This window comes from Comamonas sp. A7-5, from assembly GCF_039581385.1.
GTDB lineage: Bacteria > Pseudomonadota > Gammaproteobacteria > Burkholderiales > Burkholderiaceae_C > Comamonas > Comamonas thiooxydans.
This window is the reverse complement of the sequence record NZ_JBCPWO010000011.1, coordinates 1-25,440: the sequence shown is the minus strand read 5'-3', so window position 1 is coordinate 25,440 and position 25,440 is coordinate 1. Positions and strand designations below refer to the sequence as shown.

The window sequence follows — 25,440 nt, the reverse complement described above, 5'->3', positions numbered from 1 at the left end:
CAGGCCCTTGCCCCGTGTCTCTGATTCAGGCCGCGCCAGTGTCAGGCATCAAGAACAATGCAGAGGCTAGTAGCGCTCTCAGCACTGGTAGGAGTCCACGGAGCATTGGCTTGCCGGTGCCCTCAACTCCAGGCCCCGGCCCTGCAAGCGGCAGAACAGGCCGCTGCCCATTTCCAGCTCCAGCACAAAATCGGCATCGCTGACAAAAGGCAGGGGCAGGCTGCGCAGACGCTGACCAGCAATATGCAGCTGCGCTTGCCGGACACGGCCCACGGCAGCCAGGATTGGAGTCAAATCAGCCTCTGAAGCTTCTTCAGTAAGCGCAATGTGCTTGCATATCAATAGCAACGGCTGCCACAGGCCCTCGCCAGCGCCTGCTCTGTCGCCGTCATACAGACGGGCGGCGGAAAAGCGGATCTGCAATGCGCCGTCCTGCAGGCTGATTGCGGCGACCTCGGAATCTTCAAACTCGAAATTCATGGGCCCGAGCATAGCGCTCTGGCACCTTGGCAACAGCAGCCAGGGCCGCTGCCGCGCATACTGCCGGCTACTCCACACAAGAAGGAACGAGGAGCCAAATGAGCGAAAAACTGTATCTCGATGATCTGTACGTGGGCCAGAAGTTCGTCAGCGAGGGCTACCCGCTGGATGAAGCGCAAATCATTGCCTATGCCAGGCAGTTCGACCCCCAGGTCTTTCACCTCGACCCCGAAGCCGCCAAGCACACCTTCTTCCAGGGCCTGGCCGCCAGCGGCTGGCATACGGCCTCCATCAGCATGCTGCTGGTGACGCAAAGCATTCCCCTGGCCGACGGCGTGATCGGTGGCGGCATGGAAGAGCTGGCCTGGCCCCAGCCCACACGCCCTGGTGACGTGCTGCAGGTCGAGTCGGAAATCGTGGAGATCATTCCTTCCCAGTCCAAACCCAACCGGGCCCTGGTGCGCGTGCTCTCCCACACCAAAAACCAGCGCGGCGAGGTGTTGCAGCGCTTCAGGCCCAAGATGGTGTGCTTCAAGCGCCCGGCCTGACCCTCGCGCAGCAAAAGTCCTGGGCACTGCTTAATATCGCCCACCGGCGCTGCCTGCTCTGCACAGGCAGCGCATCACTTGCTGCTGCGATATGAATCCCCATTTTTCCATGAGCCGATGGCGCGCCGAATGGGCGCCCAGCGTACCGCGCGAGCTGCTGGCCGGCGCCGTCGCCACGTTTGCGCTGATTCCCGAGGTCATTGCCTTTTCCTTTGTCGCGGGTGTAGACCCGGCCGTGGGGCTGTATGCCTCCTTCATCATCAGCATCGTGATTGCCGTTTTCGGCGCACGTCCGGCCATGGTCTCGGCAGCAGCCGGCTCGGTGGCCCTGGTGGCGGCTCCGCTGGTCGCATCGCATGGTCTGCCATATCTGCTGGCCGCAGGCTTGCTGGCGGGTGCCATGCAGATCGCCTTCGGCCTGTGCAAGATGGGCAGCCTGGTGCGCTTTGTCTCCAGCTCGGTGCGCACGGGTTTTGTCAACGCACTGGCCATTCTGATCTTTTCAGCCCAGCTGCCGCATCTGCATGGAGCCAACACCGCCACCTGGGCCATGCTGGCCCTGGGCCTGGCCCTGATCTACGGCCTGCCCTGGCTGGGACAGAGACTGCAGCTCAAGGCGCTGGGTGCCATTCCCTCACCACTGATCTGCGTGCTGGTGCTGACGCTGCTCGCCAGCTTCATGGGTCTGCCGCTCAAGACCGTGGCCGATCTGGGTCATCTGCCGGACAGCCTGCCGCTGTTCGCCCTGCCCGAAATCCCTGCGAGTCTGGAGACGCTGCGCATCATCGCCCTGCCGGCCCTGGCGATTGCCATGGTGGGCCTGCTGGAGTCGGTGCTCACGGCAGCCGTGGTGGACGACCTGACGGGCACGCCCAGCAACAAGAGCCGCGAATGCACGGGCCTGGGCCTGGCCAATGTCTCGGCCAGCCTGTTCGGCGGCATTGCGGGCTGCGGCATGATAGGCCAGGCCGTTGGCAATGTGAAATACGGCGGCCGCGGCCGCCTGTCCACCCTGTTTGCCGGGGTGTTCCTGCTGATTCTGATGGTCGCCCTCAAGCCCTGGGTGTCCCGGGTACCGGTGATTGCTCTGGTGGCCATCATGGTCATGGTGTCGGTCTCGACCTTCGACTGGAAGTCGCTGGGCAATCTGGTGCGCCACCCGCGCCTGTCCAGCTCGGTGATGCTGGTGACGGTGGTCATCACCATCGCCACCCACAATCTGGCCGCCGGCGTGGTGGCGGGCGTGCTGCTCTCGGGCGTGTTCTTCACCTTCAAGGTGGCCAATATGCTGCAGGTCCAGGGCGGCCTGAACGAGGCTGGCGATCTCTATACCTGGACGGTGAGCGGCCAGGTGTTTTTTGCCTCTGCCGATGCTCTGATCGAAGCCTTCGACGTGCGTGCCGCAGCCGGAAAGCAGGCCCGCATCGATGTCGGTGGCGCGCATTTCTGGGACATCACCGCCGTGGGCGCGCTGGACAAGGTGATGGAGCGCCTGCGCCAGCATGGCTGCCACGTGGAGCTGACGGGGCTGGACGAGGCCAGTCAACGACTGATAGAACGCATCAGGGTCTAGGTTTGGCGGCTGGTGGCCGCTTATTTCAGGCTGGTCTGCGACAGGCGCTTGGCATTGGCCACGGCCTTGCGGCGAATCGGCGCCAGGCTTCTGGCCGCCACCTTGTCGGCCGCCACGGGCAGCTTCTGACCCATGGTCCAGGGGTTGCGCATCCAGGCCAGACACAGTTGCTGCTGCACCTTGAACATTTCGGCCCCCATGGTCAGCCAGGCCTGACTGAAGGCGACCTGCTTTTCCACCACCATGCGCGTGAACTCCTTCTGGTCGCGCGCAGAGAGCACCGGACCGCTGAGGGCCATGCGCGTGAGCCGGTGGTTGATGACCTGAGGCACGGCCATGCTGATGTCCAGCAGTTCGCTGGCAGTGCGGTGGGGGATGGCGGATTCAGGCATGTGTAACTCCTTGCATTCAGGCGTTTTATTGTGCACTGCAACATAGAAGTTTGCGCAAGCTCACCTGTGAAAGCCCTATCGCCGAATTCAGCGCCTGTGCCCAAGCAGGCTGAGTGCCTCCTGCTCCAATGCCGCCGTCAGCCAGGGCAGGCCCGCATCGGCAGGCCGGTGCAGCGGCAGCAGCATATGCACCTGAAACGCTATCGAAAACGCCAGCGGCCGCACCACCAGCTGCGGGCCGGCACAAGCCCGCGCAGTCAGCGGGTTGACGATGGCCAGACCCAGGCCGTGCTGGACCATGGCGCAGACGGCCACGGCGCTGGCGGTCTCCAGGCTCAGCCGGCGCTGCACGCCGGCGCGGGCAAACACCGCATCGATCTGGGCCCGATAGGGGTCGTCGCGCGCCAGGCTGATGAAGGATTCGCCTTCAAAGTCCCTCTCGCTCAGCAGCGCCTTCTGCGCCAGCGGGTGGTTGGCAGGCAGCACGGCCACTTCGTCCATGGCAGGCAAGGGCTGGCTGCGTGTGCCCGGTGGCGCATCGGCCAGCTCGGACAGACCCAGATCGAAGCGCTGGGCCGCCATCCACTCCTGCAACAGCGGTGCCTCCTGGGTGCTCACGCTCACGGCCACTGCGCCGTGACTGGCCTGCATACGCGCCAGCGCGCCCGGCAGCAAGGCGTGGCTGAGGGCTGGCAGACACAGCACGCTGATGCTCGCCCCTTGCGGGCGCCCCAGCTCCACGGCGCGGTCGATCACGCGCTCCAGGCCCTGCCAGCTACGCCGCACCTCGTCCCAGAGCAGCAAGGCACGTGCATTGGCACGCAGCCGGCCCTGCACGCGCTCGAACAGCGCATAGCCCAGCAGTTGCTCCATGCGAGCCAGCTCGCGGCTCACCGTGGGCTGCGAGGTATAGAGCAGTTGCGCCGCACCCGTGACGCTGCCGGCCGTCATGACGGCACGGAACACCTCGATATGGCGATGGGTGATGCGCTGAGAAGCTTCTGAATCGGTCATACCCAAAGCATATCAATATTGAATGATCTTCAAAAATCAAGCTATTGGACTGAATAGATAGTCGCATGCATGATGCGCTGAACTATTCCCTTTCAAGAGACCACCCATGGCAAACCCCTTCTCTCCCGCACAGCTCTGGAACCTGGCCGACCAGTACGGCACGCCGCTGTGGGTGTATGACGCCGCCACCATCCGCGAGCGCATTGCCCAGCTCAAGGCTTTCGACACCGTGCGCTTTGCCCAGAAGGCCTGCTCCAACATTCACATCCTCAAGCTCATGCGCGAGCAAGGCGTGAAGGTGGATGCGGTCTCGCGCGGCGAAGTCCTGCGCGCGCTGGCGGCGGGCTTCACGCCCGGCTTCGGCGAACCTGCCGACATCGTCTTCACGGCCGACGTGATGGACGAAGCCACGCTGGCGACCGTGGTCGAGCACCAGGTGCCTGTGAACGCGGGCTCCATCGACATGCTGCACCAGTTGGCCGCCGTGTCCAGGGGCCACCATGTCTGGCTGCGCATCAACCCCGGCTTCGGCCACGGCCACAGCAACAAGACCAACACCGGCGGCGAGCACAGCAAGCACGGCATCTGGCACAGCGAACTCGAAGACGCGCTGGACGCCATCAAGGCCGGCGGCCTGGTGCTGGCCGGCCTGCACATGCACATCGGCTCGGGCGTGGACTACGGCCATCTGCAGGAAGTCTGCGGCGCCATGGTCAAGCTGGTCGAGCGCACCAAGGCGGCGGGCGTGGACCTGCATGCGATTTCGGCCGGCGGCGGCCTGTCCATCCCCTATCGGGCTGGCGATGCCACCATCGACACCCAGCACTACCACGGCCTGTGGGATGCGGCGCGCAAGCAGGCAGAAGGCATCGTGGGCCACAGCCTGGGTCTGGAACTGGAACCCGGCCGCTTCCTGGTGGCCGAGTCCGGCGTGCTGCTGGGCACCGTGCGCGCCACCAAGAATGCGGGCAGCAACCACTTCGTGCTGGTGGACACCGGCTTCAACGAGCTGATGCGCCCCAGCATGTACGGCAGCTACCACGGCATGGAAGTGCTGCGCCGCGACGGCCAGAGCCTGCCCGCGCAGGACAGCGTGGTGGCCGGCCCGCTGTGCGAATCGGGCGATGTCTTCACCCAGGGCGACGGCGGCGTGGTGCTGCCGCGCTCGCTGGCCGGCGCCAGCGTGGGCGACCTACTGGTGATTCATGACACGGGCGCCTACGGCAGCTCCATGTCCAGCAACTACAACACCCGCCCGCTGGCCGCCGAAGTGCTGGTCGATGGCGCGCAGACCCAGCTGATTCGCCGTCGCCAGACGGTGGAGGAACTGCTGGCCCTGGAATTGGGCTTGTAAGCTCCCCCTGAGCCGCTTTGCGGCTTCCCCCTCTCTCTACGCGCTGCGCGCTATGGGAGGGGGACGCAGCCATCGCTGCGGGGCGGCCCTTGCTTGGCTGCTCTTGTTTGGCCCGCGCCCTTTAGCAATTGCATCTTCAAGTTAAATAGCAGCTAGCGCTTATCTTTAAAGGGTTTCAGGCCAGAATCACCTGAATTTCTTTTCTCTATGGCACCGCGCAGTGCCCAATGAGCTCTCTCCATGTCACAGCAACCCGCCACTTCCCCCCATCGCCACACGCTGACGGGTATTGGCTTTACGGTGCTGGCCTGCGCCTGTTTTTCGATACTCGATACGGGCTCCAAATATGCGGGCGCCCTGCTACCACTGCTGATGGCGTTGTGGCTGCGCTATGCGCTGCAGTCGGCGCTGACCGTGGGCTTTGGCGTGGCTCGCCATGGACTGGACATCTTTCGCACCCGGCGCCCGGGCTTTCAGTTTCTGCGCGCCATTCTGTTTTGCCTGAGCAATGCGCTGGCCATGCTCAGCCTGCGCTATCTGCCGCTGGCGGAGTTCACGGCCATCGTGGCGCTGACGCCGCTGGCACTGACCCTGCTGGCCGCGCTCTGGCTGGGCCAGCAGGTCAGCCCCTTGCGCTGGGTGCTGGTGGCGCTGGGCTTTGCGGGGACGCTGGTCATCCTGCGGCCGGGCGGCGGCCAGTTCAGCGGCTGGGCCCTGGTCTGGCCTGCGCTGCAGCTGCTGGCCAATACCGCCTATCAGATCCTGAGCAGCCGCATGGCGGGCAAGGAGCGCCCGCTGACCACGCAGATCTACACCAGCCTAGTGGCCCTGGGCCTGAGCTGCATGGCCCTGCCCTGGGTCTGGCAGCTGCCGGACAGCGCCGCTCTCTGGCTGGCCGCGATTGCCATGGGTGCAGGCAGCGCCGTCGGACACCTGATGCTGCTCAAGGCCTATGAAAAAGCCGAGCCTGCGACCATCACGCCGTTTCTCTACAGCCAGATTCCCTGCGCACTGCTGGCAGGCTGGCTGGTCTATGGCCATATCCCCGACCAATGGGCCGTACTGGGCATGGTCGTCATTGCGCTGTGCGGGGCGGCGAGTGCCTGGCTCAGCGTCAGAGAGGGGAAATAGGCATTACCCCCTAAAACAATAGCTGCAAGCGCATGAATTCATTGCATTTCAGACACAAAATCATCTGAAATCCATGAATACCAGGCGATAGAAGCTATTGTTTTATTGGCTTATTCGCCGCGCGGATCGCGCACCATCAGGTGCTGCACGGCTTCGGTGACCGGCAGCTGGCCGTCCAGCAAGGCAACCACGGTTTCGGTGATCGGCATTTCCACACCGACCTGGCGTGCCCGGGCGAGCACGGTGCGGGCGCTGTACACGCCCTCGGCCACATGGCCCAGCGAGGTCACGGCCTGCTCCAGGCTCTTGCCTTCGGCCAGCAGCAGACCCACCTTGCGATTGCGCGAGAGATCGCCGGTGGCGGTCAGCACCAGATCGCCGAGGCCGGACAGGCCCATGAAGGTCTCGGCGCGCGCGCCCAGCGCCACGCCCAGGCGCGTCATCTCGGCCAGGCCGCGCGTGACCAGGGCTGCACGCGCGTTCAGCCCCAGTTGCAGGCCGTCGCAAAGACCCGTGGCAATGGCCAGCACATTCTTGACGGCTCCGCCGACTTCCACGCCCACGATGTCCTGATTGGCATAGACGCGCATGGCCTCGCCGTGAAAGGCCGACACCAGCAGCTCGCTCACGCCCTCGTGGGCGCTGGCTGCCACCAGAGCCGTAGGCTGCTGGCGCGCCACCTCGGCCGCGAAGCTGGGGCCGCTGAGCGCACCGCTTTGCAGCTGCGGCGCCACCTGCTGGCAGACTTCATGCGCCATCAGTCCATAGCTGCCGGCAGGTGCGTCGGCGGCCACGGCCTCGAAGCCCTTGCACAGCCAGACCACGGGCTGGCGGCAATCCTTGAGCTGGCCCAGCCACTGGCGCAGCGCCGCCATGGGCGTGCCCAGCACGATCAGATCGGCATCCGCCACATGGGCCATCACATCTCCGCTGACCACCGTGAGCGCATCCGGGAAGCGGATGCCGGGCAGATAGCGACTGTTGGCGCGCTCGGCCTGCATGAGCTGCGCCTGCGCCGGGTCACGCGCCCAGAGGCTGACGCGGTCCTGCTCCGGATGGGTGGCCGCGCTGATGGCCATGGCCGTACCCCAGGCGCCAGCGCCGATGACAAGAATTTTCATACCTGAATTTTGATAGCAGTTTGTGCACAACGCACAAGAAAAAGAGGCCGCTAGGGCCTCTTTTTTGCCTGGCTGCCGATTCTTGCACATCGCAGGAATCAGCAATTGCCATCAGCTTACTGGGGCAGCTGGCCTTCGGCCTGTGCTGCGGCAGCCGCTTGCTGCTGCTCGTACATGGCCTGGAAGTTGATTTCGGCCAGGTGCACGGGAGGGAAGCCGGCGCGGGTCACCACGTCGGCCACGTTGCCGCGCAGATAGGGGTAGATAATCTGGGGGCAGGCAATGCCGATCACGCCGCCCATCTGATCTTCGGGCACGTTGCGGATTTCGAAGATGCCGGCCTGCTTGGCTTCGACCAGGAACACGGTCTTGTCCTGAATCTTGGTCTGAACCGTGGCGGTCACGGCCACTTCGTAGACGCCTTCAGCCACGGGAGTGGCTTCCACACCCAGCTGGATGTCCACGCTGGGCTGCTCTTGCTCCAGCAGGATGGCGGGAGAGTTGGGCTGCTCCAGGGACAGGTCCTTCAGATACACGCGCTGGATCTGGAACACGGGGCTGTTGTCTTGTTCGGCCATGATGAGCTAGGTCTTTCAGAAAATCTTGAGAGGGAAATGAAAATGCCTGCGCAGAGGACTAGCACGCAGCTATCCTCACAGCAGGCATTTCCATGAAATAGCGCTTTGCATTATGCAGTGACAGCCAGAGGCTGCATCGTAGCAAGCAGCACAAAGCGCAAATTCATGCCGTTTGGCGGCAGTGGCACGGCAAGTAATCAGCTTTGCAGCAGGGGCAGCAGACCGCCCTTGGCATCCAGCGCCATCAGATCGTCGCAACCGCCCACATGGGTATCGCCAATGAAGATCTGGGGTACGGTGCGGCGGCCGGTGACCTGCATCATGTGATCGCGGGCAGCGGTATCGAAATCGATGCGCACTTCCTCGATCTGATCCACGCCCTTGGACTTGAGAATCTGCTTGGCACGAATGCAATAGGGGCAGACGGCGGTGGTGTACATCTTCACGGCTTGCATGAGCAACTTCCTTGTAGTTTTTGCAATGCAGCATGCTGTGCTGCAGTCGTCAGAGTTCTCAGTTGCGGCCGAATCAGGCTTTTTCAACCGGCAGGCCGGCATCGCGCCAGGCCTTCATGCCGCCAGCCAGCGCCTGGGCCTTCTCGTAACCCAGCTTCTTGGCCACCGCTTCGGCACGCACGGCACGGGCGCCCGATGCACACACCAGCACCACGGGCAGCTGCTTGTTCTTGACGGTGGTGGGCAGCTTTTCTTCCAACTGGCTCAGCGGCAGGTTCCTGGCTCCGTTGACATGGCCGGCCGCAAACTCTTCGGGCTCGCAGACGTCCAGCACCACGGCTTTTTCGCGGTTGATCAGGTGCACGGCAGCCGCTGCCGACAGCGAACCACCTGTGGCACCGCGCAGTGCGGGCAGCAGCAGCATCACACCCGAAGCCACGGCAATCAGGATCAAATACCAGTTATCAATGATGAATTTCACGTCATTCCTTGGGATGGCAAACCGAACGATTTTAGAGGCAGGCTTGCCGGCGGATCGCCCCAGAGGGCCACAGCCCCTCCTCCCGTAATCCCAAACCCTCTGTTCATATGCCCTAGGCCGCAAGTGAGTGCTCTGCACAATCCCCGAAGGGCCCAACAGGAATAGCTTGGCGGCCACCGCTGGACACGACCGGCTTACCTTGCCTCAAGCCCGGACAAAGGCCAGCCCCTAAAATGCACGGTTTTGACTTTGTGTCATTACTGCTTTGCTACTTTGAGAGAATCCATGTACAAGCTCGTTCTGATCCGCCACGGTGAATCCACCTGGAACCTTGAAAACCGCTTCACCGGCTGGACCGATGTGGATCTGACTGCCACCGGCGTCGAACAGGCCAAGAAGGCCGGCCAACTGCTCAAGGCAGAAGGCTATGACTTCGATGTGGCCTATACCAGCGTGCTCAAGCGCGCCATCCGTACCCTGTGGCATGTGCAGGATGAAATGGACCGCACCTGGCTGCCCGTGGTGCATAGCTGGCGTCTCAACGAACGCCACTATGGCGGCCTGCAGGGTCTGAACAAGGCCGATATGGCCAAGCAGTACGGCGACGAGCAAGTGCTGGTCTGGCGCCGCAGCTACGACGTGCCGCCTCCCGCCCTGGAAGCCACCGACCCGCGCAGCGAACGCAGCGATGTGCGCTACGCCAAGCTGCAGCCCGAGCAGATCCCGCTGACCGAGTGCCTCAAGGACACGGTGGCCCGCGTTGTGCCGTTCTGGGACGAGTCCATCGCACCCGCCATCAAGGCCGGCAAACGGGTGGTTGTGGCCGCACACGGCAACTCCATCCGCGCCCTGATCAAGTATCTGGACAACATCGCCGACGACCAGATCGTGGGCGTGAACGTGCCCAACGGCATTCCTCTGGTCTATGAGCTGGACGCCGACCTCAAGCCCATCCGCCACTACTACCTGGGCGACGCCGAAGCCGCAGCCAAGGCTGCAGCGGCAGTTGCAGCCCAGGGCAAGGCCTGAGAGAGACCTCTTCACCGTTCCTGTTCAGGCCGCTTGCGCAGTCTGAACAGGACTGACACGGCAAAAGGCCTGTGGAACCTCATGGGCCTTCCGCCGTCCAAGGTGTATATTGCGAATGGTTTAAGGGGTGCTATGGGTCAAAAAATCAAAATTGCAGGCTGGATCTCTGTGGGCGTGGTCGCCGGTGCGTTGACCACCGTATCCCTGCAGACGCTGGCTCGCGGGGGTGTGACGCCTCTGCCACTTGAAGAAATCCAGCAGTTGTCGGCCGTCTTCGGCCTGATCAAGACCGATTACGTGGAGCAGGTCAGCGACAAGAAGCTGATCACCGACGCAATCTCCGGCATGGTCTCCAGCCTGGACCCTCACTCCCAGTACTTCGACAAGAAAACCTACAAAGAATTCAAGGAAGGCACTTCCGGCAAGTTCGTGGGCGTCGGCATCGAGATCACCATGGAAGACGGGCTGATCAAGATCGTCTCCCCCATCGAAGGCTCGCCCGCTTTCCGTGCGGGTCTCAAGACCGGCGACCTGATCACCAAGATCGATGACACGGCCGTCAAGGGCCTGACGCTCAATGACGCTGTCAAGCGCATGCGTGGCGAACCGAATACCAAGGTGCGCCTGAACATCTTGCGAAAGGATGAAAGCCGCAGCTTCCCCGTCACCATCACCCGTGAAGAAATCAAGACCCAATCGGTCAAGGGCAAGGTGATCGAGCCTGGCTACGCCTGGATCCGCCTGAGCCAGTTCCAGGAACGCACCGTCGATGACTTTGTCCGCAAGGTCGAGGAAATCTACAAGCAGGAACCCAATCTCAAGGGACTGGTGCTGGACCTGCGCAACGATCCAGGCGGTTTGCTGGATGCTGCCGTAGCCATCTCTGCGGCCTTCCTGCCACCCGATGTGCCCGTGGTTTCGACCAACGGCCAGTTGGCCGAAAGCAAGGCCGTCTACAAGGCTTCGCCCGAGTTCTACGCCCAGCGCGGTTTTGGCGACCCCTTGCAACGCCTGCCTGCAGCACTGAAAAAGCTGCCTCTGGTGGTGCTGGTCAATGAAGGCTCGGCCTCGGCCAGCGAAATCGTGGCCGGAGCTCTGCAAGATCACAAACGTGCCACCGTCATGGGCAGCCAGTCCTTTGGCAAGGGCTCGGTGCAAACCGTGCGCCCTCTGGGGCCCGATACGGCTCTCAAGCTGACGACGGCGCGCTACTACACGCCTAGCGGAAAATCCATTCAGGCCAAGGGCATCGTGCCCGATGTGATGGTGGACGAGACTGCAGACGGCGATTTGTTTGCGGCATTGAGCATGCGTGAAGCAGACCTTGAAAAGCATTTGTCCAGCGGACAGGGTGCGGAGGTCAAGAACGATTCACTTGAAAAGGCCCGCGAGGAAGCGCGCAAACGCCTGGAAGAGGAAGCCAAGAAGCCAGCCGCCGAACGCCGCCTGCCGGAATTCGGGTCTGAAAAGGACTTTCAGCTGCAACAGGCACTGAACAAGCTCAAAGGCCAACCTGTCAAGGTCAGCAAAACCCTGACGGAGCGCAAAATCGAAGAGAAGCCCGGAGACGCGACGGCCGCGGACAAAAAGCCCGCTGACAAGAAAGCGCCCGAAAAAGGCGACTCCGACAAGAGCAAAAAATAAGCACCGGGTTATGGAACCCGCTCAAAATCAGCCGGGCTTGCCCGGCTTTTTTCTTGGAACCATGGAAGCAAACCGATGAATGACGATCAATTGCTACGCTATTCCCGTCACATCATGCTCGACGAGATCGGCATCGAAGGCCAGGAGCGCATTCTGGCGGCGCATGCAGTGATCATTGGAGCTGGCGGCTTGGGCTCGCCTGCCGCACTCTATCTGGGCTCGGCAGGTGTAGGGCGCATCACCATCGTCGACAACGACGTCGTGGACATGACCAATCTGCAGCGCCAGATTGCCCACACGACCGAGCGCATAGGCATGCCCAAGGTGGAATCGATCCGCACTGCCGTACATGCCATCAATCCCGGGATCGAAGTTCGCTGCATCCAGCAGCGTGCAACCGAGACCCTGCTCGATGAACTGCTGCCCGAGGCAAGCATCGTGCTCGACTGCACCGACAACTACAAGACCCGCCAGACCATCAATGCGACTTGCGTACGCCACGGCGTACCCCTGGTCGAAGGAGCTGCCATCCGTGTCGATGGCCAGTTGATGGTCATTGATCCACGCAACCCCGACAGCCCATGCTATGCATGCATCTTTCCGCCAGAGGCTGAATTCGAAGAGGTTCAGTGCTCAACCATGGGCGTCTTTGCTCCGCTGGTTGGGCTGATCGGCACCCAGCAAGCTGCAGAAGCACTGAAGCTGATTGTCGGTTTTGGCCGATCTTCTGTCGGACAACTTCAAATGCTTGATGCACGTTCCATGGAGTGGAGTAGGATGAAAATTGCTAGGGTTAAAACCTGTGATATCTGCGGAACGCCAAACACAAATTACAAAAAATGACAATACAATGATTTTTTCATGGGCCGTAATTGATTTTCCACATTGAGAATTGAAATGACTCTCGCCGCTTGATCCTTGGCGTCCACCTCATCAGCTTGCTACCGTCGTGAAACTGCGTACCTTTCTTGTTGAAGACAATCCCACGATTCGCGACAACCTGATTGCGACGATGGCGGAGCTTGCCGATGTGGAAGCGGTGGGGGTGGCAGAGACCGAAGCCGATGCTGTACGCTGGCTCAGCCACAACCCTGACGCCTGGGATCTGGTCATCGTGGACCTGTTCTTGCGCGAGGGCAGCGGTCTCGGCATCGTCACAAGCCTTCAACATCGACCACCGCAGAAAAAGCTGCTCGTGTTGAGCAATTACGCGACCGCCGATATACGACAGCGCTGCCTTGAACTCAGCGCAGATGCCGTATTTGACAAATCCAACGAAATCGATGCGCTTATAGATTTCTGTATTGATTTAAATACCAGTAAATCTTGAAAATAACGCAAAATAAAAAAGGCTTGAATATTTCAAGCCTTTTTTATTTGAGTCTCCATTAATCGATCAATCGATTTTTCAACGCATAGTATGTCAGATCGCTATTTGAGGAAAGGCCCATTTTTTCCATGAGCCTTGTCCGGTAAGTGCTCACTGTTTTCACGCTCAACGAAAGCGATTTGGCAATGTCTCCAGCCGTCTCGCCGCGCGCAAGCTTCAGGAATACCTGAAACTCACGCTCCGACAATTGCTCGTGTGCCGGAACATCATCCTTGCGGTTGAGTTGCTGGGCCAGGAGATCGGCCACTGCCGGCGTCAGGTAACGCCTTCCCAGAGCCACAGTCCGGATGGCCTCTGCAATATCCTGAGGATCGCACTCCTTGTTGAGATATCCGCTGGCCCCCTGACGAATCAAGTTGATTGCGTAATGCTCCTCAGGGTATCCACTAAGTATCAGGATGCCCATATCAGGTGCTTTGGCTCTGAGCATGGCCAAGGCATCTATGCCGCTTTGCCCTGGCATGGACAAGTCCATCAACAGCACGTCAATTTCATGCTCCCGAACCAGGTCAATGGCCTCCCGCCCATTGCCCGCTTCTCCCACGACCCTCAGATCTACATGTTCCGACAGGAATTGGCGTAATCCCGAGCGAACAATCGCATGGTCATCCACTATGCCTACTTTTATCATGAACACCTCTTTTCATGAAACTGCGCTCATCTCCAGGGCGCATCACATTTTAAGACCCGCACTATGATGTCAGTCGTTGACGCTACGGTTATGCAGAATATCAGGTAATTGCCTTGTAGGTGAGAGGATGTAGATGCGTTGGACCAATATCCGCAAAATTGCAGTCAGCCTGACGATCGCAGTCATTGCGGCAGTCTTAATGGTAAGCATTAATGAAGCAGGCTATAAGCGCTCGCTGCAGGCTCTGGACACGCTCACCAAGACGCAAGCCACCAGAGCAAAGCTCAATTTGCTGATGCAGCAAATGCTGGATGCGGAAACCGGCCTGCGCGGCTACCTGCTGACAGGAGAGGAGCGCTATCTCGAGCCCTATAACTCCGCCTCCGCCGCTATCAGCAGCAGCATGGATGACCTGCGCGGCATCTTCATCATGGATCCCAAAGAGCTGGCAACCTTTACTCCGCTGGCCCGCCAGGTCGAGCGCAAGACCAGCGAAATGGAGCTGAGCCTGCGCCTCTATCGCCAGGGCAACGATGAAGCGTGGCGCTTTGTGATGTTTACCGACGTAGGCATGGAAAACATGGATGCCATACGGGGCCACATCAAAACCCTGATGGACAGCATCGATCAGCGCGTCAAGTCCAATCTCGCGGATATCGAACAAACGCTGGGTCTGTCACGCCTGGGAATTGCGACAGTGACCGCCCTGGGGATTCTGGGCTTCTTCATGTACCTGCGACAGGCCAATGCGCTGCAGCACTCACATCAGCGCGAGCAGGAGATTCAGCGCGATGAACGCAATCGTCTGGAGGAAGTCGTTCGCGACCGCACCGCGGCCCTCACCGAGCTGGCAACCCATTTGCAGCAGGTACGCGAGGATGAGCGAGCGCACTTGGCACGCGAGTTGCACGACGAACTGGGCTCGCTGCTGACCGCCGCGAAACTGGACGTTGCGCGCCTCAAGTCCAAGATCGACACCTCGACACCCGACGTCTCCGAACGCATCACCCACCTGATCGAGACGCTCAACAGCGGGATTGCACTCAAACGCCGCATCATTGAAGACCTCCGCCCCTCTTCTCTCTCCAACCTGGGCCTGACCACCGCGCTGGAAATCCTGACCCGAGAATTCGGTGAACGCAGCAACATCGAGGTGGAATGCAGCCTGGAGCAAGTGGACCTGCCTGAATCCACGCAGCTGACGGTCTATCGCGTCGTACAAGAGTCCCTCACCAACATCGGAAAATACGCCAGAGCCAGCCATGTAATCGTGACGGTGCACAACTATCCCACCTATGTGGCCGTGCAGATCCAGGACGATGGCCAAGGCTTCGAGCCGGCCAGCATGCGCCCCAACTCCCATGGGCTGGCAGGCATGAAGCACCGCGTTGAAGCTGTCGGCGGCAGGCTTACCGTGGCATCCCAGCCCGGCAAGGGAACCACTATCTCGGCAGTCATTCCTTTGACAATGGCAAACACCTGAACTGGGTGCGCAGGTCAACGCAGTCCTACATGACTGTCCCTAAATACCCCGACCCTGGTGACAGAAACTCACCGTCAAGCTTGGGCTGCTCAGTTCTCTACAGTCAATACATGGCCGCACGGCAATGCCTGTCGGCCTGCATTCGATAGGAGAAAACCATGTTGCACTACGCCATTGTCTTTCTGGTGATTGCCTTGATCGCTGCAGTTTTCGGCTTCGGCGGCATCGCGGCCAGCGCCGTAGGTATCGCCAAGATTCTGTTTTTTGTCTTCCTGGTCATGGCCGTCATCACCTTCCTGATGGGCCTCGTGAAGAAATAGCACTGGCGCCAAATGTGTAGAACTTTGTTCCTGCACATTGCACAAACCACCAGTATTCGCCATGATCGCTCTCAGCTTCTGCCTCCGAGAGGCCGAGTTACGAAGACTGGCGTTACTTCACGCTGTCACGATAATTTCTAGATTTCAGGGAGTTCCAAACAATGAGCCAAGCCGTAAAAGACGCCAAGGACACGGTTGAAGATCTCAAGGACGCGGCCAAGGAGCTGGCTGCCGATGTCAAGGACTCGGCAAAGCATGCCGCCCAATCAGCCCAGAGCGCGGCACAGAAGATGGCCGATAGTGCTGAGGACGCCGTGGACTCCGGCAAGCAGGCCGCCCAGAAAATGGTGCATGAAGCTCAGGACATCGCAGAGGACGTCGCAGACAAGGTTCATGACGCCGCACGCCGCTCCCGTCGCACAGCCTCCGAGGCCATTGACTCCACGGGGCGTCATATGCGCAATGTAGAAGACAGCGAAAACCCGCTGATCGACAACCTGGCCAACCGCGCACAGGATCTGGCTGAGCGCAGTATCAACTTCTGGGCCGACAACTCACATCGTGCACGTCGTCAGTTCAACACCGCAGCGGATGCGACCACCAAATATGTGTCCGAACAGCCCGGGCGCTCCGTGCTGATTGCAGCTGCGACCGGCGCGGCTCTGGCGACCGCTTTCTTTCTGGGCCGCTCGCGCAGAAAGTAAGAAAACCTCATTCTGAGCCGTTTTTCGCAGGCGTTCTTTACGCCTTTTTAAAACCAAGGGAGAACCATATGAAAAATCTGACTCGTGCTTTGGCTTTCAGTCTGGTCGCTGCAACGACCGTGCTGGCAACCACGGCCTGTTCGGTTGCTCGTGACCAGCAGACTGTGGGCTCCTATGTGGACGACGCTGGCATCACCACTGCGGTGAAAGCCAAGATGGCCGAAGACAAGACCGTCTCGGCAACCGCCATCAGCGTAGAAACCATGAACGGCACTGTGCAGCTCTCGGGCTTTGCCAAATCCGAAGCAGAGAAAGCCCGAGCCGGCGAAATCGCCCGCACGACCAAGCATGTGCGTGAAGTGCGCAACAGCATCGTGGTCAGGCCTTGACGATGCGCACCTGAAGCCAGCTCCTGTCTGAGGGCTGCACTTCCAGCCCCAAAGCCAGCTTTTGAGCTGGCTTTGTTTTTTCCTACAACCGGGTCGCTGACTTCGCCATTAAAGTGTCCGCATGCAAGTTTTCAATTGCGAGGCCTGCGGCCACCTGATCTATTTTGAAAGCCTGCAATGCGTGCATTGCGGAGCAAGCCAGGCCTTTCTTCCCGACCAATTGCGCGTGGGCATTCTGCCCCCGGCCGGGGGCCCCGACACACGCTACCGCGCCTGCGCCCACCGACACAACATCAGCCTGTGCAATTTTGCGATCGAGGCCTCAGACCCGCAGCCGCTTTGCGTTTCCTGCCGACAGACCGAATGGCTGCCGGACGGCAGCGATCCCGCCAATGAGCTGCGCTGGGCCAAGATCGAGGTCGCCAAGCGCAGGCTGTTCTACACCCTGGCCAGGCTGGGCCTGCTGGACCCGCATGAGCACCGCGTGGCCGAACCGCGCTTTTCCCTGCTCGCAGACCTGCCCGGCCAGAATCCCGTCATGACCGGCCATGCCAGCGGCATGATCACGCTCAACGTGGTCGAGGCAGACGACGACGAACGTGCCAAACGCCGCCAGGCCTTGCACGAGCCCTATCGCACGCTGATAGGACATTTGCGTCACGAATCGGGACATTTCTACTGGGATCAGCTGATAGCCAACAGCGAGCATCTGGAGCGCTTCAGGGCATTGTTTGGCTATGAGAATCAGGACTATGCCCAGGCTCTGCAGCGCCATTACGGCAAGGACCCTCTGGACAACAGCTGGCGCGGTCAGTTCATCAGCGCCTATGCCACCTCACACCCCTGGGAGGACTGGGCCGAAACCTGGGCTCACTATCTGCACATGGTGGACTTGCTGGAGACCGCTGCCAGCTACGGCACCTGCATTACCGTGCCGGACATACCCAGCACGGGCCAGCAACTCATTCAAAACCCGCTGGGGCCGGTGCCGCCCGATTTTTCGGTGATGCAGTCCCAGTGGGTGCCGCTGACCCTGCTGCACAACAGCCTGAATCGCAGCCTCGGCCATGGCGACGCCTATCCCTTTGCCATTTCCGGCCCGGCCTGGGACAAGCTGCGCTTCGTCCACGAGACCATCAGCAGCTATCGCAGCAGGGTGACTAGCCAGGGAGGCTGAAAGCTCAGGCCTTGCGGCCGACCTTGACCATCAGGCGCTCATGCACGCCCTTGGAGACAAACTTGTCCACATCGCCATTGAGCGTGGCAATCTCGCGCACAAAGGTGGAGCTGATGAACTGATAGCGATCGCTGGGCGTGAGGAACACGGTTTCCACTTCGGGCATCAGCGTGCGGTTCATGCCGGCAAGCTGGAACTCATAGTCGAAGTCCGTCACCGCACGCAAGCCGCGCACCATGGCCTTGGCACCTCGCGCGAGCACAAAATGCGCCAGCAGCCCGTCAAAGCTCTCCACCTCCACCTGCGGATAGTTGGCGCAGGACTCGCGCACCATGGCAATGCGCTCTTCCAGCGTGAACAGCGTCTTTTTGTGATGGCCTGCCGCCACGGCCACGATGACCTTGCCAAACAGCTGTGCAGCCCGGCGCACCACATCTTCATGCCCCAGCGTGATCGGGTCAAAGGTTCCGGGGTAAACAGCAATCAGGTCCTGGCTCATGGCTTATCTCTCTCCTGCGGGTCTTGATGAGGGTGAGGGCTGCTGCAGTGCAGCGTAAAGAGATTATGCATTCAGGCCTGCACAGTGCTGACCCATGCAAAAAAGAGCTGCTGACGCCTCTGCTCAAAGCGCCAGCAGCTCCCGGTTCGCCAGCAAAGGTTTACTGCTTCTTCAGCAGATGCGCATGGACGGCGCCCGCCTTCAGATAGCGGTGCAGCTCCAGCCCCATTTCCAGCAAGCGGTCCTCGGCCCAGGCTTCGGGAGCCTCCAGATAAATGAAGCCGCCATCATTCAAGGCCGCCGTGGCGGCCTTGAGCGCGGGCTCGAACAGCTCGGTCTGACCGAATGGCGGGTCCAGCAAGATCAGATCCTGGCCCGCCACGGTCTTCAGGCAGCTCAGCGCATCACCGCGCTGCACCTTGACCATCCTGGCATCGAGCTTTTGCTGCAGACGCTGCAGCTGCTGCACCAGGGCCGCATCCTGCTCGTTCATGATGACGCTGCTGGCGCCGCGCGATGCGGCCTCGAAGCCCAGCGCCCCCGTGCCCGCGAAGGCATCGATGCATTTCCAGTTGCTCAGATCCTGGCCCAGCCAGTTGAACAGTGTCTCGCGCACGCGATCGGGTGTGGGCCGCAGACCGGGCTTTTGCGCCACGGAAAGACGCGTGCGGCGCCATTGCCCGCCGATGATGCGGATTTCACCGGCCCCCGTGGCGGCCGGCTTGGCTGCAGCGGGCTGGGCAGCCTTGGCTCCGGGGCGGGCCGGACGGCTGGCCGCCAGCTCCTGTGCCTTGCGCTCGGACTCGTGAATCATCTTGTCCAGCGCCTTGCGGCCTGCGGGGGTGTGTAGCTTGATGGCGCTGCGGCTCATGGCTTGGCTCCGAGAGTGATGGTGACCATGCGCTCGGGCTGAACCATGCGCTGCATCGCCTCCTTCACGTCCTTGGTGGTCAGAGCCTGAACGCGATCGGTCCAGTGCTCCAGATAATCGAGCGGCAGGCCATTCCAGGCAATGTTGGCCACATTGCCCAGCAGCTTGCGATTGCTGTCTATGCGCAAGGCAAAGCCGCCGATCAGGTTGTCCTTGGCCGCCTTGAGTTCCTTGTCGCTAGGACCTTCGGCAATGAATTTGCGCAATACGTCCTGCGAGACCTTGAGCGCCTCGGCCGCCTGATCGGGCCGGGTCTGCAGGCCGATAATGAAGGCGCCGCGATCCAGTCCGGGTGAGAAGTCGCTGGAGACGCCATAGGTCAGGCCCCGCTTTTCACGCACCTCTTCCATCAGTCGCGAAGTGAAGCCGCCGCCGCCCAGGATATGGTTGCCCACCATCACGGCCAGAAAATCGGGGTTGTTGCGTGCAATGCCCGGCTGGCCGATCAGCACCTGGGCCTGGGCCGACTCGAACGGAATGCTCTCGACCTTGGCTTGCTGCAGATCCTGCACCTTGGCCACGGCAGGCAGCGGCGGGCAGTCGTTGCCATTGGTGGCCTGCAGCGGCCCCAGCAACTGCTTGACCATGGCATCGGCCTGCTGGCGATTGACCGCCCCCACCACGCTGACCTTGGCGCGGCAGGCGGCAATCAGCTTGCGGTGAAAGTCCTGCATGGCCGAAACATCGATCCGGCCCAGGCTGTCGACCGTGGTCTGATAGCCATAGGGCGAGCTGCCGAACACGGCCTTGCGGAATGCCTTGGAGGCCACGGTGCCGGGACGGGTGTCGGCTTCCTTGATGGAGGCACTCCAGCGCTCGCGGTCACGCTGCCACACGGCCTCGGGCCAGCTTGGCGAGGCGATCTGGCGCGCCGCCAGGGCCACGGCCTTTTGCTGCAGATTGGGCTCGGTCAGAGTGCGCAGGCCGTAGCTGAAGCTGTCACGCCCCGCACTGGCGCCAAAGCTGGCCCCCAGGTCGGCCCAGGCCTGACCCAGGCCATTTTCATCCAGCGCAGGCGCATCGCCTGCCGCCTTGATGCCCTTGGAGGACATCATGGCCACGGCTGTCGCCAGGCCCACCTTGTCCTCGGGATCACGGCGGCTGCCGGCGTCGAAGTCCACCTGCACATCCACCATGGGAATGCCAGGACTTTGCACCAGCCAGACCTGGGCGCCACTGGGCTGGGTCCAATGCTCTATCGGCAGCAAGGCCCAGGCAGATTTGGTTAGAAAACCCATTCCAGCGCTTACCACAAAAGCGCCAGCAGCTATCTTTTTCATAGTTTTCATATGTTTCTCCGCTGCGCTCAGTGCATGGATTTGTCTGCATCCGCCTTGCCCGACATGGGACGCTGGGGCTTGCTACCCGCCGGCAGAGGCTGAGGCACAAGGGTGCCGACAGTGAGCTGGTCGTCGCCAAAATATTTGGCGGCCACGGCCTTCACATCGTCAGAGGTGACTTTGCGCAGTTCGGCCAGCAGTTTGTCCTCGGCATCCAGCGGCATGTTCTGGATCCAGTAGTTGCCCAGGTTCTGGGCCTGGCCCATGACGGAATCACGCTCATAGACGTTGGAGGCCATCCACTGCGTCTTGACGCGCTCCAGTTCGTCAGCCTGCACGCCCTCCTCGGCCACCTTCTTGATCTGGGCACGCAGCGCAGCCTCCACATCGGCCACGGTCTTGCCCTGGGCCGGAACGCCGGTCAGCATGAACAGGCTGGGCCCGCGCCCCATGATGTTGGCCGAGCTGCCGGCGCTATCGGCCACACGGCCGTTGGCCTGGCCTTCGCCCTGTACCAGGGCGCGCTCCAGGCGAGCACCGTCATAACCGTCGAGCACAGCGGACAGCACCAGCAGCGCCAGCGCGTCCTTGTCCTCGGCCTGCAGCTTGTCCACGCTCTTCAGCGTGGGGGTACGATAGGCCATGGCGATAAAAGCCTGCTCGGCAGGCTGCTTGACCTCGATACGGCGCACGCCGATCTGCCGGGGTTCGGTCTGCGGCTTGCGCTGCGGCAGGGCACGCGCAGGAATGCTGCCGTAATACTTCTCGGCCCAGGCACGTACCTGGTTGACGTTCACGTCCCCCACCACGACCACGGCGGCGTTGGCAGGCACATACCAGCGCTTGTGAAAATCGCGCACATCGCCGGGCGTCATGGAGTTCAGATCGCTCATCCAGCCCACCACGGGGCGGCGATAGGGCGAGGCCATGAAGGTGGCCGCCATCAGTTGCTCCATCAGCATGGCGCGCGGCTGGTCGTCGGTGCGCATGCGGCGCTCTTCCTTGATGACCTCGATTTCCTTCTTGAATTCGGAGTCCGGCCACTGATTGTTGGCAAAACGGTCGGACTCCAGCTTCATCACGTCTTCCAGACGGCTGGACGGAATCTGCTGGTAATAGCCCGTGTAGTCACGCCAGGTGAATGCGTTTTCCTGGCCGCCCAGCGCCGCCACGCGACGCGAGAAGTCTCCGGGCTTGACGCTTTTGGAGCCCTTGAACATCATGTGCTCCAGCGCATGGGCCACGCCCGTGGTGCCGTCGACCTCGTCCATGGAGCCTACGCGCACCCAGACCATGTGCACGGCCGTGGGCGCGCGCCGGTCGGGCTGCACGATCAGCTGCATGCCGTTCTTCAGCGTGAACTGTTGCACCTGTGGCGCGGCCGCCGTGGCGGCAGCAGGCACAGGTTGCGACGATGCGCCCGGCGCAGCCAAGGCTGCCCCAGCGCTCAAACAGGCCATTAAGCCCAGTACAGGGAGTGCGCGTACATGTTTCATAGAATGATGCGATTCTAAAAACCCGCCAATGTTCAGTTTTTTCAAGAAAAAGCCCAGTTCACCCGATGCAGTGAACACCACGCCCGCTGCCGAGGCAGCCGCGGCGCCCGCTCCTGCCCCGCAAACCGGGCCCGCTCCACAGGATACGCCTGCCGAAAACGGCAGCAGCTCCTGGTGGCGCAAGCCCTTTGGTGGCGGCGCGGCGGCCAAGACCGCCGAAGATCAGCCTGCCACTCAGGATTTTGTAGCAGCCCCCGAGCCTACCGCAAAGCCGCAAGCCCCAAATTCCCGTCAAAACTGGATGGAACGGCTGAAAGCCGGTCTGCGCAAGACCGGCTCCAGCATCGCCACCGTCTTTACCGGCACGCAGATCGACGACCGGCTCTATGAAGAGCTGGAAGACGCGCTGCTGATGGCCGACACCGGCGTCAAGGCCACCCAGCATCTGCTGGAAGACCTGAAGCGCCGCGTCAAGGACACCAAGACCACCGAGCCCGCCGCCGTCAAGGCGCTGCTGACCGATGCGCTGACCGATTTGCTGAGGCCCCTGGAAAAGCCGCTGACCATCGGCGAGCACACACCGACCGTCATCATGGTGGCCGGCGTCAACGGTGCGGGCAAGACCACCTCCATCGGCAAGCTGACCAAGCATCTGGCCGACGGCGAGCAGTCCGTGCTGCTGGCCGCCGCCGACACCTTCCGCGCCGCCGCGCGCGAGCAGTTGGGCGTCTGGGCCAATCGCAACACCGTGGAAATCATCAGCCAGGACGGTGGCGACCCCGCCGCCGTGAGCTTCGATGCCGTTTCAGCCGGAAAAGCGCGCAAAAAGGATGTGGTGCTGGTCGATACGGCCGGACGCCTGCCCACGCAGCTGCATCTGATGGAAGAGCTCAAGAAGATCAAGCGCGTGGTGAGCAAGGCCGACGGCACGGCGCCTCACGAGGTGCTGCTGGTGATTGACGGCAATACCGGCCAGAACGCACTGACCCAGGTGCGCGCCTTCGACGATGCGCTGCAGCTCACGGGCCTGATCGTCACCAAGCTCGACGGCACGGCCAAGGGCGGCGTGCTGGCCGCGATTGCGCAGGAGCGCCCCGTGCCCGTCTACTTCATCGGCGTGGGCGAGAAGATCGAGGATCTGGAGACCTTCAGCGCACGCGAGTTCGCCCAGGCCCTGCTGTCCTGAAGCACAATAACCATAGCTTCCAGCGCTTTATCTATCGAGTTTTCAGATAGATTCAGTACTGAAACCCAATAAAGGAGCGCGCAAGGCGCTCCTTTATTATTCAGCCTTCAGAGCTGCACCTGCTGCTTGATCCACTTGGCATAGTCGTTCAGGCAGCGCTCGGTGCGCATGGTGATCTGGGGCACCTCGTAGCTGTGATGGCTGCGCAGCAGCGCGGTCAGCCGCGGCAGGGCTTCGGGCAGGGTCTTGCAGATCAAACGCCATTCGGGAGCGGTCTGCAGCACGCCGTCCCACTCGTAATACGAGGTGATGCGCTCGGTCTGCACGCAGGCCGCAGCCTTGGCCGAGACCAGCGCCCGCGCCATGTCCTCGGCCTCGGCCGAGTGCCCAACGGTCGTCGTCACCACGCACAGCGTGGCCCAATGGCTGTCCTGCGCGGACGCGGACTTGAGAGGTGCGGTCTGGGTAGATGTGGTGCTCATGCTGCCTAGTCTAGGCCCAAGACCGCCCTGCCCGCCACCGCCTTACACCGGATACAGACCCAGCTGCTGCGCGCGCAGCCGTGTCAGTCCCAGCAGCGCATCGGTGAACGGCGTGGTCATGCCACACATGGCGCCCATCTCGCGCACGGCGCCCACCAGGGCATCCAGCTCCACCGGCTTGCCGGCTTCCACATCCTGGAGCATGGAGGTCTTGAAGCCGCCCAGCTTGAGCGTGACCTGATGGCGGTCCTGCGGACTGTCGGCAATCGGCAGGCCGATGCGCGCGCCGATTTCGCGGGCCTCCAGCATCACGGCCGTGATGAAGTTGCGCACCAGCTCATCGCCCAGAATCCTGTCCGTGGTCGCGCCCGTGATGGCACTGACGGGGTTCATGGTCATATTGCCCCAGAGCTTGTACCAGGCATCGCGCTGGATGTTGTCGCTGAGCCTGAGCTCGATGCCGCCCACGCGCAGCAGCTCGGCCAGCGCCAGCAGACGCGGCGTGGGCGCATCGCCGGGCAGGGCAGTGGGCTCGCCGACGATCAGGCTGTTGCCGAAATGACGGCGCACCACCCCCGGCGCATCGAGAGAGCAGCTGGCATGCACCACCGAACCCAGCACCTGCCCGGTGGGGATGGCACGCGCAATCTCGCCCTGCGGATCCACTGTCCTGAGCTGCAGGCCGCGCAGGCCGGCATCCACGCCACCAGCCAGAAACCACCAGGGCACGCCGTTCATGGCGGTCAGCACCAGGGTCTGCGGGCCGATCAGCGGTGCGACGGCACGCGCCACATCGGGCATGGACGGCGCCTTGACGGCAATCACCACCACATCCTGCACGCCCAGGGCGGCCGGGTCCTGCTGCGCATTGACGGCCACAGTCTCGCGCTCCTCGCCATGCACCAGCGTCAGGCCGTTGTGCTGCAGTGCAGCCAGCGTCTGGCCCCGCGCCACGGCGCTCAGCTCACAGCCGGCCTTGGCCAGCGCCACACCCAGCCAGCCGCCAATGGCGCCGGCACCGTAGATACAGACTCTCTTCAGACCCATGCTCTTGTCTCTCCTGTCTTATAGAACTCTCAAAAAGCAGTAGCTGCCGGTGCTTTACCGTAAAGCATCTGAAGACCTTGCACCCTTGAAACCAGGCGATATCTTCACGGCCGCCGCTCATTGTTGATACGTTAACAGCAGTATCCACCCGCGCGACACTGAAGGCCGTTGACAGCTGGACACCCCGCACTGCGCGCCATGCCAGCTGCCCTGTTCATCGCATTTTCAAGGACCGATTCATGAGCTCCAACACCGCCGTCGTCAATCTCACAGCCCAGATCACGGCACTGGCCACCGCCTTGCGCATCGTGCTGGACGCCAGCCCCCAGGCTGCCCAGGCACGCGAGCAGCTGGCTGCCGCTCTGGACAAGAGCATTCATGACGCGCTGGAAGAAGGGGTCTGGGACAACGCCGACGGCGTCAAGACCATCAGGGCAGCGCTGCTGGGCTGATCGCCACAGCGCCATGAAAAAGCCGGGCTCAAGGCCCGGCAAAAGAAAAGCAACAATCAACGATCTCGCTCAAGCCAGCGCATCACGCGAGCGTATAGGCCGTCTTCACCGTGGTGTAGAACTCCTGGGCATAACGGCCCTGCTCGCGCGGTCCGTAGCTGCTGCCCTTGCGA

The 25,440-nt window shown here is 61.7% G+C and carries 29 protein-coding genes; 15 read left to right on the top strand and 14 right to left on the bottom strand.

Annotated elements, in window-relative coordinates:
* Positions 1-78: 78 nt before the first annotated feature.
* On the bottom strand, positions 79-480 hold the full coding sequence (locus AAIL67_RS17705; RefSeq protein ID WP_034391691.1) for a hypothetical protein: 402 nt from the start codon (positions 478-480) through the stop codon (positions 79-81).
* A gap of 98 nt (positions 481-578) precedes the next feature.
* On the opposite strand from AAIL67_RS17705, the gene AAIL67_RS17700 reads away from it, so the two are divergent.
* Entirely contained in the window at positions 579-1,028 is a 450-nt protein-coding gene (locus tag AAIL67_RS17700; RefSeq protein ID WP_012839648.1) for a MaoC family dehydratase, read from the top strand.
* 91 nt (positions 1,029-1,119) lie between these two features.
* Positions 1,120-2,601 carry a SulP family inorganic anion transporter gene (locus tag AAIL67_RS17695; RefSeq protein WP_343484486.1) on the top strand — a complete coding sequence of 494 codons (1,482 nt, stop codon included), beginning with the start codon at positions 1,120-1,122 and terminating at the stop codon, positions 2,599-2,601.
* A gap of 20 nt (positions 2,602-2,621) precedes the next feature.
* Here the strand turns inward: AAIL67_RS17695 and AAIL67_RS17690 are convergent, their stop codons facing one another.
* Together AAIL67_RS17690 and AAIL67_RS17685 are read right to left on the bottom strand one after the other, a co-directional pair.
* Positions 2,622-2,993: a polyhydroxyalkanoate granule-associated phasin gene (locus AAIL67_RS17690; RefSeq protein WP_003072662.1), complete on the bottom strand. Its 372-nt coding sequence runs from the start codon at positions 2,991-2,993 to the stop codon at positions 2,622-2,624.
* An 87-nt stretch (positions 2,994-3,080) separates the two neighbouring features.
* Complete coding sequence (locus AAIL67_RS17685; protein WP_343484485.1) at positions 3,081-4,007, bottom strand: LysR family transcriptional regulator; 927 nt, start codon at positions 4,005-4,007, stop codon at positions 3,081-3,083.
* A 106-nt stretch (positions 4,008-4,113) separates the two neighbouring features.
* Here AAIL67_RS17685 and lysA point away from each other — a divergent pair, with 106 nt between their 5' ends.
* Positions 4,114-5,361: a diaminopimelate decarboxylase gene (gene lysA, locus AAIL67_RS17680; RefSeq protein WP_343484484.1), complete on the top strand. Its 1,248-nt coding sequence runs from the start codon at positions 4,114-4,116 to the stop codon at positions 5,359-5,361.
* 240 nt (positions 5,362-5,601) lie between these two features.
* A complete protein-coding gene (locus AAIL67_RS17675; RefSeq protein ID WP_343484483.1) occupies positions 5,602-6,492 on the top strand; it encodes a DMT family transporter in 891 nt (296 codons plus the stop codon).
* Between the two features lie 110 nt (positions 6,493-6,602).
* Here the strand turns inward: AAIL67_RS17675 and AAIL67_RS17670 are convergent, their stop codons facing one another.
* The 4 genes from AAIL67_RS17670 to AAIL67_RS17655 form a co-directional block, all read right to left on the bottom strand.
* Positions 6,603-7,613 (bottom strand): NAD(P)H-dependent glycerol-3-phosphate dehydrogenase, encoded by a 1,011-nt coding sequence (locus tag AAIL67_RS17670; RefSeq protein ID WP_343484482.1) that lies wholly within the window; start codon positions 7,611-7,613, stop codon positions 6,603-6,605.
* A 116-nt stretch (positions 7,614-7,729) separates the two neighbouring features.
* Complete coding sequence (gene secB / locus AAIL67_RS17665; protein WP_003066740.1) at positions 7,730-8,191, bottom strand: protein-export chaperone SecB; 462 nt, start codon at positions 8,189-8,191, stop codon at positions 7,730-7,732.
* 197 nt (positions 8,192-8,388) lie between these two features.
* A complete protein-coding gene (gene grxC, locus AAIL67_RS17660; protein ID WP_003066738.1) occupies positions 8,389-8,646 on the bottom strand; it encodes a glutaredoxin 3 in 258 nt (85 codons plus the stop codon).
* A 73-nt stretch (positions 8,647-8,719) separates the two neighbouring features.
* On the bottom strand, positions 8,720-9,127 hold the full coding sequence (locus AAIL67_RS17655; RefSeq protein WP_003066735.1) for a rhodanese-like domain-containing protein: 408 nt from the start codon (positions 9,125-9,127) through the stop codon (positions 8,720-8,722).
* 285 nt (positions 9,128-9,412) lie between these two features.
* On the opposite strand from AAIL67_RS17655, the gene gpmA reads away from it, so the two are divergent.
* The 4 genes from gpmA to AAIL67_RS17635 all read left to right on the top strand — a co-directional run bounded on the left by gpmA (position 9,413) and on the right by AAIL67_RS17635 (position 13,130).
* Positions 9,413-10,156 carry a 2,3-diphosphoglycerate-dependent phosphoglycerate mutase gene (gpmA, locus tag AAIL67_RS17650; RefSeq protein WP_003066733.1) on the top strand — a complete coding sequence of 248 codons (744 nt, stop codon included), beginning with the start codon at positions 9,413-9,415 and terminating at the stop codon, positions 10,154-10,156.
* A gap of 132 nt (positions 10,157-10,288) precedes the next feature.
* Positions 10,289-11,800: a S41 family peptidase gene (locus tag AAIL67_RS17645; RefSeq protein WP_034355765.1), complete on the top strand. Its 1,512-nt coding sequence runs from the start codon at positions 10,289-10,291 to the stop codon at positions 11,798-11,800.
* A gap of 75 nt (positions 11,801-11,875) precedes the next feature.
* Positions 11,876-12,643 carry a HesA/MoeB/ThiF family protein gene (locus tag AAIL67_RS17640; protein ID WP_343484478.1) on the top strand — a complete coding sequence of 256 codons (768 nt, stop codon included), beginning with the start codon at positions 11,876-11,878 and terminating at the stop codon, positions 12,641-12,643.
* 106 nt (positions 12,644-12,749) lie between these two features.
* Positions 12,750-13,130 (top strand): response regulator, encoded by a 381-nt coding sequence (locus tag AAIL67_RS17635; protein WP_034355771.1) that lies wholly within the window; start codon positions 12,750-12,752, stop codon positions 13,128-13,130.
* 58 nt (positions 13,131-13,188) lie between these two features.
* Here the strand turns inward: AAIL67_RS17635 and AAIL67_RS17630 are convergent, their stop codons facing one another.
* Complete coding sequence (locus tag AAIL67_RS17630) at positions 13,189-13,821, bottom strand: response regulator transcription factor (RefSeq protein WP_003051886.1); 633 nt, start codon at positions 13,819-13,821, stop codon at positions 13,189-13,191.
* 133 nt (positions 13,822-13,954) lie between these two features.
* Here AAIL67_RS17630 and AAIL67_RS17625 point away from each other — a divergent pair, with 133 nt between their 5' ends.
* The 5 genes from AAIL67_RS17625 (at position 13,955) to AAIL67_RS17605 (ending at position 17,894) form a co-directional block, all read left to right on the top strand.
* Positions 13,955-15,304: a CHASE3 domain-containing protein gene (locus AAIL67_RS17625; RefSeq protein WP_063664983.1), complete on the top strand. Its 1,350-nt coding sequence runs from the start codon at positions 13,955-13,957 to the stop codon at positions 15,302-15,304.
* A gap of 158 nt (positions 15,305-15,462) precedes the next feature.
* Positions 15,463-15,624, top strand: a complete 162-nt coding sequence (locus AAIL67_RS17620) for a DUF1328 domain-containing protein (protein WP_003051882.1) — start codon at positions 15,463-15,465, stop codon at positions 15,622-15,624.
* 161 nt (positions 15,625-15,785) lie between these two features.
* Positions 15,786-16,328: a hypothetical protein gene (locus AAIL67_RS17615; protein ID WP_082877425.1), complete on the top strand. Its 543-nt coding sequence runs from the start codon at positions 15,786-15,788 to the stop codon at positions 16,326-16,328.
* Between the two features lie 68 nt (positions 16,329-16,396).
* Positions 16,397-16,717, top strand: a complete 321-nt coding sequence (locus tag AAIL67_RS17610) for a BON domain-containing protein (RefSeq protein WP_063664981.1) — start codon at positions 16,397-16,399, stop codon at positions 16,715-16,717.
* 121 nt (positions 16,718-16,838) lie between these two features.
* A complete protein-coding gene (locus AAIL67_RS17605) occupies positions 16,839-17,894 on the top strand; it encodes a putative zinc-binding metallopeptidase (RefSeq protein WP_063664979.1) in 1,056 nt (351 codons plus the stop codon).
* A gap of 4 nt (positions 17,895-17,898) precedes the next feature.
* Here the strand turns inward: AAIL67_RS17605 and coaD are convergent, their stop codons facing one another.
* The 4 genes from coaD to AAIL67_RS17585 all read right to left on the bottom strand — a co-directional run bounded on the left by coaD (position 17,899) and on the right by AAIL67_RS17585 (position 22,100).
* Positions 17,899-18,393, bottom strand: coding sequence for a pantetheine-phosphate adenylyltransferase (gene coaD, locus AAIL67_RS17600; protein WP_034377907.1), 495 nt, complete (start codon positions 18,391-18,393; stop codon positions 17,899-17,901).
* Positions 18,394-18,553: 160 nt separating this feature from the next.
* On the bottom strand, positions 18,554-19,264 hold the full coding sequence (rsmD, locus tag AAIL67_RS17595; RefSeq protein ID WP_343484473.1) for a 16S rRNA (guanine(966)-N(2))-methyltransferase RsmD: 711 nt from the start codon (positions 19,262-19,264) through the stop codon (positions 18,554-18,556).
* On the bottom strand, positions 19,261-20,613 hold the full coding sequence (locus AAIL67_RS17590) for a pitrilysin family protein (protein ID WP_343484472.1): 1,353 nt from the start codon (positions 20,611-20,613) through the stop codon (positions 19,261-19,263). The genes rsmD and AAIL67_RS17590 overlap by 4 nt, the downstream gene beginning before the upstream one ends.
* Before the next feature lie 17 nt (positions 20,614-20,630).
* Positions 20,631-22,100, bottom strand: coding sequence for a pitrilysin family protein (locus AAIL67_RS17585; RefSeq protein ID WP_343484471.1), 1,470 nt, complete (start codon positions 22,098-22,100; stop codon positions 20,631-20,633).
* A gap of 28 nt (positions 22,101-22,128) precedes the next feature.
* Here AAIL67_RS17585 and ftsY point away from each other — a divergent pair, with 28 nt between their 5' ends.
* Positions 22,129-23,286 (top strand): signal recognition particle-docking protein FtsY, encoded by a 1,158-nt coding sequence (gene ftsY / locus AAIL67_RS17580; RefSeq protein ID WP_343484470.1) that lies wholly within the window; start codon positions 22,129-22,131, stop codon positions 23,284-23,286.
* 107 nt (positions 23,287-23,393) lie between these two features.
* On the opposite strand, the gene cutA is transcribed toward ftsY, so the two are convergent.
* Positions 23,394-23,768 carry a divalent-cation tolerance protein CutA gene (gene cutA, locus AAIL67_RS17575; RefSeq protein WP_034355786.1) on the bottom strand — a complete coding sequence of 125 codons (375 nt, stop codon included), beginning with the start codon at positions 23,766-23,768 and terminating at the stop codon, positions 23,394-23,396.
* Positions 23,769-23,810: 42 nt separating this feature from the next.
* The gene (locus tag AAIL67_RS17570; protein ID WP_343484469.1) at positions 23,811-24,815 is read right to left on the bottom strand and encodes a 2-dehydropantoate 2-reductase; all 1,005 of its coding nucleotides are present in this window, start codon (positions 24,813-24,815) and stop codon (positions 23,811-23,813) included.
* A 239-nt stretch (positions 24,816-25,054) separates the two neighbouring features.
* Between AAIL67_RS17570 and AAIL67_RS17565 the strand changes: the two genes are divergently transcribed.
* Positions 25,055-25,267: a hypothetical protein gene (locus AAIL67_RS17565; protein ID WP_063664967.1), complete on the top strand. Its 213-nt coding sequence runs from the start codon at positions 25,055-25,057 to the stop codon at positions 25,265-25,267.
* The last annotated feature ends 173 nt before the right edge of the window (positions 25,268-25,440 follow it).